This window comes from Streptosporangium vulgare, from assembly GCF_042428775.1.
Taxonomy (GTDB): Bacteria; Actinomycetota; Actinomycetes; order Streptosporangiales; family Streptosporangiaceae; genus Streptosporangium; species Streptosporangium vulgare.
In genome coordinates this window covers 245,089-261,165 of sequence record NZ_JBHMBS010000011.1, presented here as the reverse complement: position 1 = coordinate 261,165, position 16,077 = coordinate 245,089, and the positions used below count along the sequence as shown (strand labels likewise).

Here is a 16,077-nt window from a genome sequence, read left to right as displayed (position 1 = left end):
CCTTTACAAGATCTTGTCATGACACTTGAATCGGTGTTACCTCTTGCGCAACACACGTGATCCGCGTGTGGCGTGGCCGGCGACGGCCATCTTTCGCAGGAGGATCGGTGCCGACCAAACCCTGGTCACGCGTTACCGTCATCGCCGCCGCCACCGCGGCGCTCGTCATTCCCCTGCCGGGGGTCGCCCAGGGCGAACCCGGCGGCGGGCCCCCCAAGGTCCACGACTTCCAGGCCGAACACGGCGCCAAGCCCGATTTGGACAACCGGCGCGGCAGCGTCGCTCCCCCCACCTCGCTCTCCAGGTCGGCGTCGGCGAGTGCCGCGACGATCCGGTGGAACGCTCTCGGCACCCCGGCCGTCATCACCGGCTCCGCCCCCCTCGCCGAGGGCCTGGACGCCGACCCCGAGCGGGCCGCGCGGGCCTACCTCAAGGCGAACGAGAACCTCTTCGGCCTCTCCGGCGAGGCCGTGGACGCGCTGGAGAAGGTCGCCGCCAACCCCATCGGGGACGGGTACGCCGTACTCCTGCGGCAGAAATTCGGCGGCCTGCCCGCGGGCGTGGACGGCCAGGTGGTGGTCGGCGTGAAGGGCGGCAAGGTCCTCCACGTCACCTCGACCCTCTCGCGCTCCTCCGAGGCGCCTCCCGCCGCCAGGCTCACCGAACGGCAGGCGCTGGAGATCGCGGCCAGGGACGGCGGGATCGACCTGGCCACGGCCACCGTCAAGAAGGCCACCGCCACGGCGGTGCCCGCACCCGACGGGACGCACAACGCGTTCCAGATCACCCTGATCGGCGGCGGCGAGGGCGAGCCCGCCGCGTACACGACGCACGTGGACGCGGTCAGCGGCGAGATCCTGACCCGCGAGAACCTGGTGGACCACCACAGCGCGCCGGACGACCCCCGCTGGAAGGCGTTCCCCGCCAATCCCCCGGCCGACTACTCCGGCACCGACACCCGCGCGACGTGGTGCGCCAAGGCCGGTCCCGGCTGCGACGTGGTCGGGGCCGACCCGGCCACCGGCAAGGCGTGGGACGTCGACCACGCCACGGACACCCCGGCGAACACGAGCGTCAGCAACGCCACCAAGACCGTGGAGAACCGCGCCAGCGGCGACGCGTTCTCCGTCGGCACCCGCACCAACGTGACCACGCCGAACCGTGAGTACGTCTACCCGTGGACCAACAAGTGGTACACGGCCAAGTGCGACCCGGCCGCCCTGGACCAGCCCGGCGAGGCCGACCTCGAAGCCGCCATCTCCAACCTGCACGTCATGCACAACCGCATGCACGACTGGTCCTACCGGCTCGGCTTCACCGAGACCGCCTGGAACATGCAGAACGACAACGGCGAGCGCGGCGGCCTCGGCGGCGACCCCGAGCAGGGCAACGCCCAGGCGGGCGCCCGGGTGCTCAGCGTGCGCGACAACGCCAACCAGATCACCGGCCCCGACGGGGTCGCGCCCATCACCAACATGTACATGTGGCAGCCGATCGCGGGCTCGTTCTACTCGCCCTGCGTGGACGGCGACTACGACATGTCGGTGATCGGGCACGAGTACACCCACGCGATCTCCGGCCGCATGATCGGCGGCCCGAACGCCGGGTGGAGCGGCGCCCAGGCCGGGGCGATGAACGAGAGCACCTCCGACCTGTTCGCGATGGAGTACCTCTCCGAGTACGGCTTCCGCCCCGCGGGCGACACCCCGTACGTCACCGGCGGCTACGTCACCGGCGACAAGAAGGCGGGCATCCGCAACTACGACATGTCCGACTCCCCGCTGAACTACAGCGACATCGCGTACGACATCGTCGGCCAGCAGGTGCACGCCGACGGTGAGATCTGGTCGGCGACCCAGTACGACGTGCGCAAGGCCTTCGTGCAGAAGTACGGCCAGGGCACCCCGGCGAAGCAGAAGGCGTGCGCCGACGGCAAGACCCCGCTCGGGGAGTGCCCCGGCAACCGCCGCTGGGCGCAGGTCTCCTTCGACGCGCTGCTGCTGATGGCCTCCGGCGCGGTCAGCTACGTCGACCACCGCGACGCGCTGCTCGCGGCCGACGCCATCCGCTTCGGCGGCGCGAACCAGGCCATCATGTGGCGCGCGTTCGCCGAGCACGGCCTCGGCCAGGGCGCGGCGAGCGTCGGGGCCAACGACCCCGACCCGACGCCGAGCTTCGTCGACCCGGCCGGCAAGAACGGGAAGATCCAGCTCAAGCCGCTGCTCGACGCCGAGGACGCCGCGCTGCGGCTGTACGTCGGCGACTACGAGGGCCGCGTCGTGCCGGTGGCCGACACCGACCCGGCGACCCCGCTCGGCGACACCGTCGAGATGACCCCGGGGATCTACGACTTCGTGGTCGCGGGCAACGGGTTCGGGCACACCCGGGTGAAGTTCGCGGTGCTGCCCGGCCTGAAGCTGCCGCTCCCGCTCGCGATTCCGAAGAACCTCGCCTCGGCGGCGCTGGGCGCCACCGCGACCGGCGACGGCGTCAACCAGGCCAAGCTGATCGACGAGACGGAGGCGACGAACTGGGCCTCGCTCACCGGTCCGGTCTCCGGCAAGTCCGTCACCGTGGACCTGGCCGGGACCAAGCCGGAGAAGATCCGCCGCGTGCAGGTCAGCGCCATGCTCAGGCCCCCCGCCGCCACCGACCCGGCCGACCCGGGCACCCAGAACCGCTTCAGCGCCCTGCGCGCCTTCGAGGTCCTGGCCTGCGACGCCACCAAGAAGGACTGCTCCTCACCGGCGTCCTTCTCGGTCGTCTACACCAGCCCGTCCAACGCCTTCGAGACGCGCAGGCCGCGTCCCCGTGGCGCCGACCTGGTGATCGAGTCCTTCAAGATCCCCACGACCACCGCGACCCACCTGACCCTGCGGGCCGTCTCCACCCAGTGCACCGGCAACCCGGTCTACGCCGGTGAGCAGGACGCCGACCCCAACTCCGCCACCGACTGCGCCACGGCCAGCCCCGTCAGGGACCACCTGCGCGCGGCCGAGTTCCAGGCCTTCACCCGCTAGTCCCTCCGGAACCTCCCGCCGGCCCCTCCCCGGGGCCGGCGGGCCCCCGGGCACCCACCAGCCCCTCCGGAGTCCCGTCAGTCCCTCCGGAGGAGTCCCCGGGCCCCGAGTCTCTCGGGACCCGGGGGCCTTTCCGTTTCGGGGGCCACAGCGGGTTGCGGGATGTCCCGGCTCCCGAGGGCCGGGTTGCGGGGCTTTCCCGTTTCGAGAGCCGGGCCGGGTTGCGAGGCTTTCCCGTTTCGAGGGCCGCACCGGAGCCCGGCTCTCGAGGGGCTTACACCGGGTTCGTCTCGGGACTGGCCACCGGCACGATCTCCGGGGCGCCGAGACGGATGGCGTCGGCCTCCTGGTCGGTGTCCTGCTCCTGGGAGAGGCGCTCGGACTCCACGCGCTTGGTGTAGTACTCCACCTCGCGCTTGACCTGCTCGGCGTCCCAGCCCAGCGGCTCGGCGAGCAGCTGGGCCGTCTCCTCGACCACGCCCAGCCCCCGGTGGAAGGTCTCGATCGAGATGTGCGTACGCCGGGTCAGCACGTCGTTCACGTGCCGGGCGCCCTCGTGGGTCGCCGCGTAGACCACCTCCGCGCGGAGGTAGTCGTCGGCCCCCGTCAGCGGCTTGGCCAGCGACGGGTCCCGCTCGATCAGCGCCAAGACCTCGTCGATCATCGACCCGTACCGCTGGAGCAGGTGTTCGATCCTGGCCACGTGCAGCCCGGAGGACTGGGCCAGCCGCTGCCGGGAGTTCCACATCGCCTGGTAGCCCTCGGCACCGACCAGCGGGACCCGGTCGGTGCAGGAGGGCGGGACCCGCTGGTCCAGGCCGTGGGCCACGGCGTCGACCGCGTCCTTCGCCATAACGCGATATGTCGTGTACTTGCCCCCGGCCACCATGACCAGCCCCGGAACCGGATGGGCCACCACGTGCTCGCGGGAGAGTTTGGACGTCTCCTCCGACTCCCCCGACAGCAGCGGGCGCAGCCCGGCGTAGACGCCCTCGACGTCCTCGCGGGTGAGCGGGACCGAGAGCACCTCGTTCACGTGGTCGAGGACGTAGTCGATGTCCGACCGCGACGCCGCCGGGTGGGCCCGGTCCAGCTTCCAGGCGGTGTCGGTGGTGCCGATGATCCAGTGACGTCCCCAGGGGATGACGAACAGCACCGACTTCTCGGTGCGCAGGATGATCCCGGTGAGCGAGTGGATCCGGTCGCGCGGCACCACCAGGTGGATCCCCTTGGAGGCACGCACGTGGATCTGCCCGCGCCCGCCGACCATCTCCTGGACGTCGTCCGTCCACACCCCGGTGGCGTTGACCACCTGACGGGCCCGCACCTCGAACTCCCTGCCGCCCTCCAGGTCGCGCACCCGGACCCCGGTGACCCGCTCCCCCTCGCGCAGGAAACCCACCACCTGGGCCCGCGAGGCGACGTTGGCCCCGTACATGGCCGCCGTCCGCAGCGTGGTCATCACGTGGCGGGCGTCGTCGACCTGGGCGTCCCAGTACTGCACCGCGCCGGAGAACGCCGTCTTGCGCAACGCGGGCGCGAGCCGCAACGCCCTCGTACGCGACAGGTGCCTGTGGCCCGGCACCCCCCGGGCGAGGCCGGTGGAGAAGCCCATCGCGTCGTACAGCGCCAGTCCCGCGCCGACGTAGGGCCGCTCCCAGCCGTAATGCGTCAGCGGGAACAGGAACGGCACCGGCCGCACCAGGTGCGGGGCGATCCGCTGCAGCAGCAGGGCCCGCTCCTGGAGCGCCTCCCTGACCAGATCGAAGTTGAGCTGTTCCAGATAGCGCAGGCCGCCGTGGATCAGCTTGGACGACCTGGAGGAAGTGCCCGAGGCGAAGTCGCGCGCCTCGAGCAGCCCGACCGACAAGCCGCGGGTCACCGCGTCCAGTGCGACTCCCGCTCCGACGACCCCGCCTCCGATCACCACCACGTCGAGTTCCTCGGCGCTCATCTGCGCCAGTGCGGCGGACCGTTCGGCAGGACCGAGCCGTCCGGTGCCCATTCGCGCCGTCATGTGCAACCCCCTGGGGTGCGGCTTGTCGCCTTACGTGAGGTATCTACCCATCTACCCTAGGCACCATTACCGACCGGTAGGAAACGGCGACGGTGATTCACGCCATACCCCCGCGAACAGCGGGAACACCATGAGATGCCCAAGGGAGAGCAACGTACGGGATCCCCTCTCCCGGGAGGGGGCCGGAAGGGCCGGGACACAGGGAACGGCTCCTCACGTTCCGCGACACCGTTCCCGGCGCGACCTCGGCACGATTCCGGCGGGAGATCCGAGCTCCGGGAGTGCCGGGAACAGGTTCTCCCGGGGACCCGCGAGGATGGGGAGCATGAGCATCACACTCGCCGACGCCCGCGTCGTGACCCCCGAAGGTGTCCACGAAGGCTGGCTCACCATCGAAGACGGCCGCATCACCCACGTGGGCCAGGGCTCGGCCCCCGGCGCCGGGCTCGGCCTCGGCGGCCGGTACGTCGTGCCGGGCTTCGTCGACATCCACAACCACGGCGGGGCGGGCGGTTCCTTCCCCACCGGCGACCCGGACCAGGCGAGCCGGGCCGTCGACCTGCACGCCCGCCACGGCACCACCACGCTCATGGCCAGCCTGGTCACCGCGTCCCTGGACGACCTGGCCCAGAGCGCCGCCTCCCTCGCCGACCTGTGCGAGGACGGGCTGCTGGCCGGGATCCACTTCGAGGGCCCCTACATCTCCGCCGCCCGGTGCGGGGCGCACAACCCGGCACTGCTGCGCGAGCCCTCGCCAGGGGAGTTCGCCGCGCTCCTCAAGGCCGGACGCGGCCACGTGCGGATGATCACCATCGCCGCCGAGCTGCCCGGCGCGCTGGACACCGTACGGGAGGCGGTGGCCAACGGCGTGATCGCCGCCCTCGGCCACAGCGACGCCACCTACGAGCAGACGATCTCCGGTATCGAGGCGGGCGGCAGCGTCGCGACCCACCTCTACAACGCGATGCCGCCGCTGCACCACCGCGCCCCCGGGCCGATCGCCGCGCTGCTCCAGGACGAGCGCGTCACGGTCGAGCTGATCAACGACGGCGTGCACCTGCACCCGGCCATGACGCGCCTCGCCTTCGAGGTCGCCGGTCCCGGCAGGACCGCGCTGATCACCGACGCCATGGCGGCGGCGGGCATGGGCGACGGCGTCTACGGGCTCGGCGCGATGACGGTGAACGTCGCGGACGGGGTAGCCAGGCTGGCCGAGGGCGGCACCATCGCGGGCAGCACCCTGACCATGGACGTCGCGTTCCGGCGCGCCGTACGCGAGGTGGGCCTGTCACTGTCCGAGGCGTCCGAGATCGCCTCCCTCACCCCGGCCCGGGTTCTCGGTCTCGCCGACCGCCTGGGCTCCGTCTCGGTCGGCAAGCGGGCCGACCTGGTGGTGCTCACCGACGACCTGGAGGTCTCCGGCGTCATGCGCGGCGGCACCTGGATCACCGAACCCCGCTGAGCCCGCTGAGCCCGCTCCCCCGGATCACCGCCCCCGGGCCGGCGCCCTTGACGCCGTGCCCCCGGGCCGGTCTCCAGCCCCGGCCGTCCGGGCCGGTGCCCCGCCGCCCGGCCGGATGACCGGATGACCGGGCCTGCCGCGCGAGCCGGGCGCGGCAGGCTCAGGACCAGTCCCAGCGGATGCCGACCAGGCCGGGTTCCAGCGACCCGGCCACCAGGTGCACGGCGTTGTGGGCGTTGAGGGAGAGCTCGCCGAGGTCCTGTTCGCCGGTGCCGGAGCCCTGGCGGGCGAACCGCCGGACGCGCACCGGGAGGGCTTCCGGCGTGAAGTTCACCCGGAGCACGTACTGCCCGGCCGGGTGCCGGAAGCCCCGCTCGTACTCGACGGTCTCCACGCCGCTCGGGTCGGCCAGCTCGTAGCGGATGATCTGCGTCTCGCCGGGGCGCAGCATCTGGTCGAACAGCAGTTCCGCCACGACCAGGGCGGTCGGCCCGTCGCGGCGGACCCGGCCGACCCGGCAGTCCTCCAGGGCCCGGACGCGCACGCGCTCCACGTCGCATCCCAGATCGCCCCGGTAGACCATGATGTAGCGGTCGGTGGCCTCCTCGTGCGCCTGCACCACCTGGAGCGTCTCGCGCCGCACGGTGCTGCGGTCAGGGCCGATCTGCAACGTCTCGTACATCCCGGCGATGTGCAGGCGCCAGTCGTCGGCCACCCCGTTCAGATCGTGGATCATCGCCGACAGCGTCTGGGAGGAATCCATGATCGCGGAGTAGGGGAGGGCGCCCACCGGCAGCTTCCCCGCGTCCCGCCCGCGCGGCCGGGGCGGGCCGAGAAGGGCCATGAGGGAGCGCGGCGGCAGGACGAGGATCTCCTCCAGGGCGCGCACGGCGCGCAGCGACTCGGGGCGCTCAGGACGGCGCAGACCCTGTTGCCAGTAGCTCAGGCTCGTCATCCCGACGCGCAGACCGCGTTCCCCGAGCTGCTGGCGGATCCCGCTCAGGGTCAGCCCACGGGTCTCCACCGCGGCGCGCAGCGCGACGTGGAAGGGCCCCTCCTTGAGGGCGCCCCGGAGCTCCCGGTCATTTGGCACGTATGAATGCTCACAGATTTCTTCAAGCGCGTCATTTCGGTTACCGACGGTACGGGAGACGGCGAACCCCCGGCCCGGCGGGCCGGGGGTTCGCGCACGGAGCCTCGACAGGCCGGACGAGATGTCAGCCGACCTGCGGGGCGACGACGACCTCGACCCGCTGGAACTCCTTGAGGTCGGAGTATCCGGCGGTGGCCATCGTGCGCCTGAGCGCGCCCATCAGGTTCATCGAGCCGTCGGCCACCGAGGAGGGGCCGTGCAGGATCTGCTCCAGCGTGCCGACCGTGCCGAACTCGACCCGCTTGCCCCTGGGCAGATCGGGGTGCTGCGCCTCGGAACCCCAGTGGAAGCCCTGGCCGGGAGCCTCGACGGCCCTCGCCAGCGGCGAGCCGACCATGACCGCGTCCGCGCCCACCGCGATCGCCTTCGCGATGTCGCCGGAGGTGCCCATTCCGCCGTCGGCGATGACGTGGACGTAACGGCCGCCGGACTCGTCCATGTAGTCGCGGCGGGCGGCGGCCACGTCGGAGATCGCGGTGGCCATCGGCACCACCACGCCCAGCACCGTGCGGGTGGTGTGCGAGGCGCCGCCGCCGAAGCCGACGAGCACCCCGGCCGCGCCGGTCCGCATCAGGTGCAGGGCCGCGGTGTAGGTGGCGCACCCGCCGACGACCACGGGGACGTCGAGCTCGTAGATGAACTGCTTGAGGTTGAGCGGCTCGGCCCTGCCGGAGACGTGCTCGGCGGAGACCGTGGTGCCGCGGATCACGAAGATGTCCACGCCCGCGTCGATGACGGCCTTGTGGTACTGGACCGTGCGCTGCGGGGACAGCCGGACGGCCGTCGCCACCCCGGCGGCGCGGATCTCCTCGATGCGGCGGCCGATCAGCTCCTCCTTGATCGGCGCGTCGTAGATCTCCTGCAGCCGCCTCGTGGCGGGCTCGCCCTTGAGCTCGGCCACCTCCTCCAGCAGCGGCATCGGGTCGTCGTACCGGGTCCACAGCCCTTCGAGGTCGAGCACGGCGAGACCGCCGAGCCTGCCGACCTCGATGGCGGTCTTCGGCGAGACCACGCTGTCCATCGGGCTCACCACGACGGGCAGCTCGAAGCGGTAGGCGTCGATCTGCCAGGCGATCGAGACCTCCTCCGGGTCGCGGGTGCGACGGGACGGAACGATGCCGATCTCGTCGAGCGCGTAGGCACGACGGCCGTTCTTGCCGCGGCCGATCTCCACCTGAGTCATATGTCTGTCTTTCCCGTTCCGTGCGTGCACAGCGCACGCCGCGTTCCATGCGTGCGCCTTGCACGCCACGTTCCATGCGGTACGGCCGTGCGCGCGGTGTCCCGTGCGTGCGGCGCACGCCACGTTCGCCCGCGTGCCCGGCGCGGGCCGCCCCTAGCGACCGTGGTAGTTGGGAGCCTCGACCGTCATCTGGATGTCGTGCGGGTGGCTCTCCTTGAGACCGGCCGCCGTGATCGGCATCAGCTCGCACCGCACGTGCATGTCGGAGACCGTACGGCACCCGGCGTACCACATGCCCTGGCGCAGGCCGCCGATGAGCTGGTGGGCCACCGCGGCGACCGGGCCGCGGTAGGGGACCTGTCCCTCGATGCCCTCGGGGATGAACTTGTCCTCGTTGCCGACGTCGCCCTGGGCGTAGCGGTCCTTGCTGAAGGAGGCGCCGCCGCGCTCACGGTTGCGGACCGCGCCGAGCGAGCCCATGCCCCGGTACGACTTGAACTGCTTGCCGTTGATGAAGATCAGCTCACCCGGGGACTCCTCGCAGCCCGCCAGGAGGGAGCCGAGCATGACCGTGTCGGCCCCGGCCGCGATGGCCTTGACGATGTCGCCCGAGTACTGCAGGCCGCCGTCGCCGATCACCGGGACCCCGGCGGGACCGGCGGCCAGCGAGGCCTCGTGGATCGCCGTCACCTGCGGGGCGCCGACACCGGCGACCACGCGGGTGGTGCAGATGGAGCCGGGCCCGACCCCGACCTTGACCGCGTCGACCCCGGCGTCGACCAGCATCTGGGCGCCCGCACGGGTGGCGATGTTGCCGCCGATCACCTCGACCCGGCTGTTGGACTTGATCTTGGCGATCATGTCGGCGAGGCCCTTGGAGTGGCCGTGCGCGACGTCCACCACGATCACGTCGACCCCGGCCTCGATGAGCGCGATCGCCCGCTTCTCCGCGTCGCCGCCGACGCCGACGGCCGCCCCCACGACGAGCCGGCCGTCGGCGTCCTTGGTGGCGAGGGGATACTGCTCGCTCTTGGTGAAGTCCTTGACGGTGATGAGCCCGCGCAGCCGCCCCCCGGCGTCGACCAGCGGGAGCTTCTCGATCTTGTTCTGCTTGAGCAGGGCGAACGCGTCGTCGGTGGAGACCCCGACCGGCGCGGTGACCAGCGGCATCGGGGTCATGACCTCGCGCACCGGACGGTTCTCGTCGGTCTCGAAGCGCATGTCGCGGTTGGTGACGATGCCGACGAGCACGCCGGTCTCGTCGGTCACCGGGACGCCGGAGATCCGGTACGTCGCGCAGAGGCGCTCGACGTCGGCCAGCGTCTCGTCCGGGGAGCAGGTGACCGGGTTGGTGACCATCCCGGCCTCGGAGCGCTTGACGAGGTCGGCCTGCTGGGCCTGGTCCTCGATCGACAGGTTGCGGTGCAGGACGCCGATGCCGCCCTGGCGCGCCATCGCCACCGCCATGCGGGCCTCGGTGACCGTGTCCATCGCCGCGGAGACCAGCGGGATCCGCAGGGTGATGCCCCGTGACAGCCGCGTGGTGGTGTCGGCCTGCCCCGGCTGCAGGTCCGAATACGCGGGAACCAGCAACACGTCGTCGAACGTGAGCCCCGGCTCGGTGAACTTGGCCATCTGCAACCCTCCTGCCGCGGCGCTCTCATGACGGGGAAAGGCGCCGACCCCCGGGTCACAGTTTAGAGTCTGGCGCCAAACCTGGTGGACCCGGGGGAAAAGGCGGTCCCCGGGGGCCCCGGGGGCCCGGAGGGCCTGGGGTGCCGGAGACCCGGGGCGCCGAGGGCCGGACGACCTGGAGTGCCGGGGGCCCCGGGGGGCCCGGAGGAAGGACGGGCCCCCGAGGACCCGGGGAAAAGCGGGGAGCCGAGCGGTCGGTGACCCGCTCGGCCCCCCGGATCACCGGCATCGGCGCGGAGATGCCCTGACGCCAACCGAACCCCCCTCCGCATCCGGCTGGTGCGTGATCCGCGCCTTGTGCCGACGCTGAGTCAAGAGTGCGTCACGATGCGTTCGTCTCGCAATGTCGAAACGTGCAATTGCACGAAGCTGCACACCACGGCCTGCGAGTAGGAGCAACGCCCGGACAGGGACGATTCGCCGAGTTATCCTCGCCAGACCCTCGTGTCACTTGCAGGAGTCCCTCGCCGATGAGCACCGACACACCCACACTGCCCGACCCGCTGGAGAGCCTGGGGCTCACCCCGGCCCAGACGGCCCTTTACAACGCGGTCCTGCGCCTGCACCGCGCCACCTGTGCCGAGCTCGCCCAGGCCACCAACCGCTCGCCCGAGCCGCTCGCCCGAGAGCTGGCCACCCTGGTACGGCTGGGCGTGGTCGACGAGCAGGGGGGTGAGTACCTGGCCCGCCACCCGGCCGCGGCCCTCGGCCACCTGGTCGCGGAGAGGCTGGACCGGCTCGCCGCCGAGAGCCGCAGGATCGACACCGTGCTCGGCTCGATCCGCGGCTTCATCCACCAGTACGACGCCGGACGCGACTACCAGACCGGCCAGTTCTCCGTGGACCTGGTCGGGGGCGCCGACGAGCTCTACGAGAGCGTGATCGGCATGGCGGTCCAGGCCCCACCGCTGAAACTGCTGTCGAGCATCCCCGACCGGCGGACGATGAGCGACTTCGCGCACCGCTACGCCGACCAGTGGATCGGCGGCCAGCGCACCGGCCTGCTCTCCTGCCGGGTCGTCATCCCGGTCCACACCCTGGAGATCCCCGGCCTGCGCGACAAGCTGGACCAGTTCGAGGAGGCGGGGGCCGAGGTGCGCACCCTCGACACGGTGCCCAGCTGGTTCCTCGTCGCGGGGGACGACGCCGCGGGCATGCCCGCCCGGTGGGGCGGCGCGCTCGCCGAGAACGCCTACAACTTCCACCTGGTCAGGGCTCCGGTCGTGGTGGCCGCGCTGCGCTCGCTCTTCGAGGAGCTGTGGGCCCGCGGGGCCCGCCTGCCCGGGACCCACCGCGACGACGGGGTGGTCAGGGTGCTGCGGCTGGCCGGCCAGGGCGTCCCCGACGAGATGATCGCCCGGCAGCTGGGCGTCTCGGTCCGCACGGTGCGCGCCAGGTTCGCCGACGCCATGGCCGAGCTGGGGGCGCAGTCCCGGTTCCAGGCGGGCGTGGAGGCCTCCCGGCGCGGCTGGCTCACCTAGGGTCTCTCGCTTCGCACCGTCGGGAGGCCGGGCACACCGGGGTCCTTGCCACCCGTCGGGCACACCGGGTCAATACCACTTCCGGGCACCCCCGCGCACCGGGTCCGTGGCCCGTGGCACCGGGAATCTCGGCCCTCCCCGCCCTCGGAAGCCTTCGTATGCGGGTGCCTCCGGGCCTCTGACCTGCCCGTGCCGCCCCGGAGCGTCCTACTCGTGCAGTTCGGAACCTGTCTGTCACATCCAGGCCATAAGGTGGGATCGTGCTCGACGATGTCCCTCGCGACCCGTTCGCGGATGACCCCGACGACCCGGCGGCGGCGCTGGGCGATCCCGACGATCCCGAGCCGCTGACGACGGACGAGCGCGACGAGGCCATGACCGACCTCGCCGACGTGGAGGTCTTCCGCTCACTGCTGGAGCCCCAGGGTGTGCTCGGCCTGGTGCTCGACTGCCCCGAATGCGGGGAACAGCACTACTTCGACTGGGAGCTGCTGCGCGGCAACCTGCGCCAGATGATCGAGAACGGCCAGCCCCAGGTGCACGAGCCCGCCTACCAGCCCAACCCCACCGACTACGTGAGCTGGGAATACGCCCGTGGTTACGTGGACGGCGTGATCGACACCGAGGAACACCGCTGATCCACGTCGTCGATCAGGGCCGCCAGCAGGGCGACCGCGACGTCTGAGGTGGAGACGGGCCTCCTGCCGGAGAGCGCCTCCACGAGCTCGTCGCTCTCGGCTACCGCCGGGTCCTCGTCCGGCCCGTATCTCCGAGCCGGACGTCGCGGGTGAACCGTTGTCATGATCGTTCTCGCTCCGGGTCGTCGCGAGCCCCGTCCCGCGGTTCGGGCCTCCGCTCGCGCCCCCTGCTCGACGGCTCCGCGGTCAAGCTATCGACTCCAGCTCCGCCATCGCTCGTAGCCGGGCCAGCGCCCTGTGCTGGGCCACACGAACCGCACCTGGTGACATGCCAAGTACATTACCCGTCTCCTCGGCGGAAAGGCCCGACACCACTCGAAGCATGAGTAGCTCGCGCTGGTTGTCCGGCAGCCTCGACAGCAGCCGGCGGGCGTGTTCGGCCTCGATGTAACGCACCACGGTCTCCTCCGGCCCCGGACCCTCGTCGGGCCCGTCAGGAAGATCCTGGGTGGGCACGGCGGATCGTACGGAGCTGCGCAGCGCGTCGGCCACCTTGTGAGACGCGATGCCGAAGACGAAGGACGCGAACGGGCGTCCCATGTCACGGTAGCGGGGCAGTGCGGACAGCACCGCTATGCATACTTCCTGGGCCACGTCGTCCGCGATGTGATACTGACCGGAAACCCGGCCCAGACGACCACGGCAATATCGGACGACCATCGGCCGCAGTTGCGCGATCAGAGACTCGATCGCGGTGCGATCCCCCTGAACGGCGAGGCTCGTCAGATCCTTGAGATCATCCCTGTGGGCGACCCCATCAGACCTCGTCGCAAGCCTCACCCCATTTTTGGCGTCGGCGACGCATCCCTCGGTCACGTTAGGCATGATGCCCGCCCTGATAGTGACTGTCGTCATCGCAAACGGCTACGGATTGGTCACATTGAGGCGGAGATAACGGGGCGTAATCGAACGGCGACGGCAACGACTACAGAATGTGCAAATATTTCATTCGATTGCCAAATACGTTGGCTATTCGGGGAGAACCGCGTTTGGTCTTCTGTCCAGCGTGACGTCTGAGATCGTTTTTGGTTTACCGCGAAACGCGAACGGCTCGCGCCTCCGGAGAGACGCGAGCCGTTCGGAACCGATGATCGATCAGTGACCGATCAGTGGCCGTGACCGTGGCCGTGACCCTGGCCGGCGGCCGGGGCCTCCTCCTCGGGCTTGTCCACCACGAGGGCCTCGGTCGTCAGCAGCATGCCGGCGATGGAGGCGGCGTTCTGGACGGCCGAGCGGGTGACCTTGACCGGGTCGATGACGCCCTGGGCGATCAGGTCGCCGTACTCGCCGGTGGCGGCGTTGAAGCCCTGGCCGACGGGCAGCTCGGTGACCTTCGCCGTCACGACGTAGCCCTCGAGACCGGCGTTCTCCGCGATCCAGCGGGCCGGCTCGACGAGCGCCTTGCGGACGATGGAGACGCCGGTCGCCTCGTCGCCGGTGAGGCCCAGGTCGTCGAGGACCTTGGAGACGTGGATGAGCGCGGAGCCACCGCCGGAGACGATGCCCTCCTCGATCGCCGCGCGCGTCGCCGAGATGGCGTCCTCCAGGCGGTGCTTCTTCTCCTTCAGCTCCACCTCGGTGGCCGCGCCGACCTTGAGCACGCAGACGCCGCCGGAGAGCTTGGCGAGGCGCTCCTGGAGCTTCTCGCGGTCCCAGTCGGAGTCGGACTGCTCGATGGCGAGCTTGATCTCCTTGACGCGGTCGGCGATCGCCGAGGCCTCACCGGCACCGTCGACGACGGTGGTGGAGTCCTTGGTGATGACGACGCGCCGGGCGGTGCCCAGCACCTCCAGGCCGACGTGCTCCAGCTTGAGGCCGATCTCCTCGCTGACGACCTGGCCACCGGTGAGGATGGCGATGTCCTGCAGCATGGCCTTGCGGCGGTCGCCGAAGCCCGGCGCCTTGACGGCGACGGAGGTGAAGGTGCCACGGATCTTGTTCGTGACGAGGACCGCGAGGGCCTCGCCCTCGACGTCCTCGGCGATGACCAGCAGGGCCTTCTTCGTCTGCGCGATCTTCTCCAGCAGCGGGAGGAAGTCCGCGACAGAGGCGATCTTGCCCTGGGTGATCAGGATGTAGGGGTCCTCCAGGGTCGCTTCCATGCGCTCCTGGTCGGTCACCATGTAGGGCGACAGGTAACCCTTGTCGAACTGGAGACCCTCGGTGAACTCGAGCTCCAGGCCCATGCTGTTGGACTCTTCGACGGTGATGACACCGTCCTTGCCCACCTTGTCGAACGCCTCGGCGATCAGCTCGCCGATCTTGGCGTCCTGCGCGGAGATCGTCGCCACATTGGCGATCTCCTTCTTGTCCTCGACCGGGCGGGCCGACTCGATGAGCCGGTCGCTGACGGCCTTGGCCGCGATGTCGATGCCGCGCTTGAGGGAGAGCGGCTGCGCTCCGGCGGCCACGTTGCGCAGACCCTCGCGGACCATGGCCTGGGCCAGGACGGTCGCGGTGGTGGTGCCGTCACCGGCGACGTCGTTGGTCTTGGTCGCCACTTCCTTGGCCAGCTGGGCGCCGAGGTTCTCGTACGGCGCCTCCAGCTCGACCTCGCGGGCGATGGTGACACCGTCGTTGGTGATGGTCGGCGCACCGAACTTCTTGTCGATGACGACATTGCGGCCACGCGGGCCCAGCGTCACCTTGACCGCGTCCGCGAGAGCGTTCACGCCGCGCTCGAGAGCTCGGCGCGCGTCCTCCTCGAACGACAGGGTCTTCGGCATGACAATCCTCTCTATAAGTACGTCGGCGCATCAAAGCCCCGGGCGCTCTCGCGACCCGGGGCTCGATACGTCATCTTTGTGAAGTTGAGAATTACTTCTCGATGATGGCGAGCACGTCACGGGCGGAGAGCACGAGGTACTCCTCGCCGTTGTACTTCACCTCGGTGCCGCCGTACTTGCTGTAGAGGACCACGTCGCCCTCGCTGACGTCGAGCGGAATGCGCTTCTCGCCTTCCTCATCCCAGTTGCCGGGACCCACCGCGAGGACTTTGCCCTCCTGCGGCTTCTCCTTGGCGGTGTCCGGGATGACCAGACCGGAAGCGGTGGTCTGCTCGGCCTCAAGCGGCTGGACCACAATGCGGTCGCCGAGCGGCTTAACGGGAACCTTGGTGGCGGTCGTCACGTCGGACCTCCCCTTCAGATGTGAACGATCTAGAAGAGGCGACCAGCGGTCTGCCGTCGCGGGTGTCAGACCTGCCTCGTCGCATGTATTTGGCACTCTCACCGGGAGAGTGCCAATACGGAACAGTATGCAAGGTGGCCTTGACAGTCAACACGAAGCACCCCTTCTGCGCTTCACGCGAACGTCAAGCCAGGTGGAAGGCCCTCGCGAAGCCCTACGGCTGAGGCGGTAGCGTCGGC

Annotated in this window: 11 protein-coding genes; 4 read left to right on the top strand and 7 right to left on the bottom strand. The window is 70.5% G+C overall.

Going from position 1 to position 16,077, the window contains the following annotated elements; translation table 11 throughout:
- Window positions 1-107 precede the first annotated feature (107 nt).
- Window positions 108-3,020 (top strand): M36 family metallopeptidase, encoded by a 2,913-nt coding sequence (locus tag ACFFRH_RS24100; RefSeq protein ID WP_386159645.1) that lies wholly within the window; start codon window positions 108-110, stop codon window positions 3,018-3,020.
- A 274-nt stretch (window positions 3,021-3,294) separates the two neighbouring features.
- Here ACFFRH_RS24100 and ACFFRH_RS24095 read toward each other — a convergent pair whose 3' ends face one another.
- Window positions 3,295-5,037: a glycerol-3-phosphate dehydrogenase/oxidase gene (locus ACFFRH_RS24095; protein WP_344742943.1), complete on the bottom strand. Its 1,743-nt coding sequence runs from the start codon at window positions 5,035-5,037 to the stop codon at window positions 3,295-3,297.
- Between the two features lie 325 nt (window positions 5,038-5,362).
- On the opposite strand from ACFFRH_RS24095, the gene nagA reads away from it, so the two are divergent.
- On the top strand, window positions 5,363-6,499 hold the full coding sequence (nagA, locus tag ACFFRH_RS24090; RefSeq protein ID WP_344742944.1) for an N-acetylglucosamine-6-phosphate deacetylase: 1,137 nt from the start codon (window positions 5,363-5,365) through the stop codon (window positions 6,497-6,499).
- A gap of 160 nt (window positions 6,500-6,659) precedes the next feature.
- On the opposite strand, the gene ACFFRH_RS24085 is transcribed toward nagA, so the two are convergent.
- From ACFFRH_RS24085 to guaB, 3 genes are all read right to left on the bottom strand, one after another.
- Entirely contained in the window at window positions 6,660-7,592 is a 933-nt protein-coding gene (locus ACFFRH_RS24085) for a hypothetical protein (RefSeq protein ID WP_344742945.1), read from the bottom strand.
- A 124-nt stretch (window positions 7,593-7,716) separates the two neighbouring features.
- Window positions 7,717-8,835, bottom strand: a complete 1,119-nt coding sequence (locus tag ACFFRH_RS24080) for a GuaB3 family IMP dehydrogenase-related protein (protein ID WP_344742946.1) — start codon at window positions 8,833-8,835, stop codon at window positions 7,717-7,719.
- 153 nt (window positions 8,836-8,988) lie between these two features.
- A complete protein-coding gene (guaB, locus tag ACFFRH_RS24075) occupies window positions 8,989-10,470 on the bottom strand; it encodes an IMP dehydrogenase (protein WP_344742947.1) in 1,482 nt (493 codons plus the stop codon).
- A 530-nt stretch (window positions 10,471-11,000) separates the two neighbouring features.
- Between guaB and ACFFRH_RS24070 the strand changes: the two genes are divergently transcribed.
- Both ACFFRH_RS24070 and ACFFRH_RS24065 read left to right on the top strand, forming a co-directional pair.
- Window positions 11,001-12,011 (top strand): helix-turn-helix transcriptional regulator, encoded by a 1,011-nt coding sequence (locus ACFFRH_RS24070; protein WP_344742948.1) that lies wholly within the window; start codon window positions 11,001-11,003, stop codon window positions 12,009-12,011.
- Window positions 12,012-12,271: 260 nt separating this feature from the next.
- Window positions 12,272-12,649, top strand: coding sequence for a DUF5319 family protein (locus ACFFRH_RS24065; protein WP_326635634.1), 378 nt, complete (start codon window positions 12,272-12,274; stop codon window positions 12,647-12,649).
- 246 nt (window positions 12,650-12,895) lie between these two features.
- On the opposite strand, the gene ACFFRH_RS24060 is transcribed toward ACFFRH_RS24065, so the two are convergent.
- The 3 genes from ACFFRH_RS24060 to groES form a co-directional block, all read right to left on the bottom strand.
- Entirely contained in the window at window positions 12,896-13,534 is a 639-nt protein-coding gene (locus ACFFRH_RS24060; RefSeq protein WP_329090055.1) for a sigma-70 family RNA polymerase sigma factor, read from the bottom strand.
- 281 nt (window positions 13,535-13,815) lie between these two features.
- The gene (groL, locus tag ACFFRH_RS24055; RefSeq protein WP_344742954.1) at window positions 13,816-15,435 is read right to left on the bottom strand and encodes a chaperonin GroEL; all 1,620 of its coding nucleotides are present in this window, start codon (window positions 15,433-15,435) and stop codon (window positions 13,816-13,818) included.
- 91 nt (window positions 15,436-15,526) lie between these two features.
- Window positions 15,527-15,838, bottom strand: a complete 312-nt coding sequence (groES, locus tag ACFFRH_RS24050; RefSeq protein ID WP_329090052.1) for a co-chaperone GroES — start codon at window positions 15,836-15,838, stop codon at window positions 15,527-15,529.
- Window positions 15,839-16,077: the final 239 nt, after the last annotated feature.

What these genes read in the sequence shown, in the direction of transcription:
- ACFFRH_RS24095 (WP_344742943.1), bottom strand. Translation starts at nt 5,037, where the DNA reads ATGACGGCGCGAATGGGCACCGGACGGCTCGGTCCTGCCGAACGGTCC.
- nagA (WP_344742944.1), top strand. Translation starts at nt 5,363, where the DNA reads ATGAGCATCACACTCGCCGACGCCCGCGTCGTGACCCCCGAAGGTGTC.
- ACFFRH_RS24080 (WP_344742946.1), bottom strand. Translation starts at nt 8,835, where the DNA reads ATGACTCAGGTGGAGATCGGCCGCGGCAAGAACGGCCGTCGTGCCTAC.
- guaB (WP_344742947.1), bottom strand. Translation starts at nt 10,470, where the DNA reads ATGGCCAAGTTCACCGAGCCGGGGCTCACGTTCGACGACGTGTTGCTG.
- ACFFRH_RS24070 (WP_344742948.1), top strand. Translation starts at nt 11,001, where the DNA reads ATGAGCACCGACACACCCACACTGCCCGACCCGCTGGAGAGCCTGGGG.
- ACFFRH_RS24060 (WP_329090055.1), bottom strand. Translation starts at nt 13,534, where the DNA reads ATGCCTAACGTGACCGAGGGATGCGTCGCCGACGCCAAAAATGGGGTG.
- groL (WP_344742954.1), bottom strand. Translation starts at nt 15,435, where the DNA reads ATGCCGAAGACCCTGTCGTTCGAGGAGGACGCGCGCCGAGCTCTCGAG.